The organism is Cellulosilyticum ruminicola JCM 14822, from assembly GCF_001311925.1.
Classification (GTDB): Bacteria; Bacillota; Clostridia; order Lachnospirales; family Cellulosilyticaceae; genus Cellulosilyticum; species Cellulosilyticum ruminicola.
The window spans coordinates 1-832 of record NZ_BBCG01000176.1 but is presented as its reverse complement, the minus strand read 5'-3'; the positions used below and the strand labels follow the sequence as shown (position 1 = coordinate 832).

1 rRNA gene is annotated in these 832 nt (G+C 49.4%); it reads right to left on the bottom strand.

The features are described from left to right. A 23S ribosomal RNA gene (locus tag JCM14822_RS18760) occupies positions 1 to 832 on the bottom strand; the annotation flags it as partial.

Here is an 832-nt window from a genome sequence, read left to right as displayed (position 1 = left end):
GTAATACCCAACCTCAGTATCAAGCTACAGTAAAGCTCCACGGGGTCTTTCCGTCCTGTCGCGGGTAACCAGCATCTTCACTGGTACTACAATTTCACCGGGTGCGCTGTCGAGACAGTGCCCAAATCATTACGCCTTTCGTGCGGGTCAGAACTTACCTGACAAGGAATTTCGCTACCTTAGGACCGTTATAGTTACGGCCGCCGTTTACTGGGGCTTAAGTTCAAAGCTTCGGATCTCTCCTTACCTCTCCCCTTAACCTTCCAGCACCGGGCAGGCGTCAGCCCTTATACATCACCTTTCGGTTTAGCAAAGACCTGTGTTTTTGTTAAACAGTTGCTTGGGCCTATTCTCTGCGGCCAGCTCAAAGCTGGCACCCCTTCTCCCTAAGTTACGGGGTCATTTTGCCGAGTTCCTTAACAACGCTTCTCCCGTCGGCCTTAGGATTCTCTCCTCATCCACCTGTGTCGGTTTACGGTACGGGTACCTATCACGCAATAGCAGCTTTTCTCGGCAGTGTGGATTCATGAACTTCTCTACTTTAATTTCGATCCCCATCACACTTCATCCTCGCCTAGCGGTTTTTCCTACCAGGTGCGACTTTGTGCTTAGCCCAAGATACCATTCCTGGGATTCATTATCCTCCTGCGTCCCTACAGTTCTGATAATAGGTAGTACTGGAATATGAACCAGTTGTCCATCGACTACGACTTTCGTCCTCGCCTTAGGTCCCGACTTACCCAGAGCAGATCAGCTTTACTCTGGAAACCTTGGATATTCGGCCTATAAGATTCTCACTTATATCTCGCTACTCATTCCGGCATTCTCACTT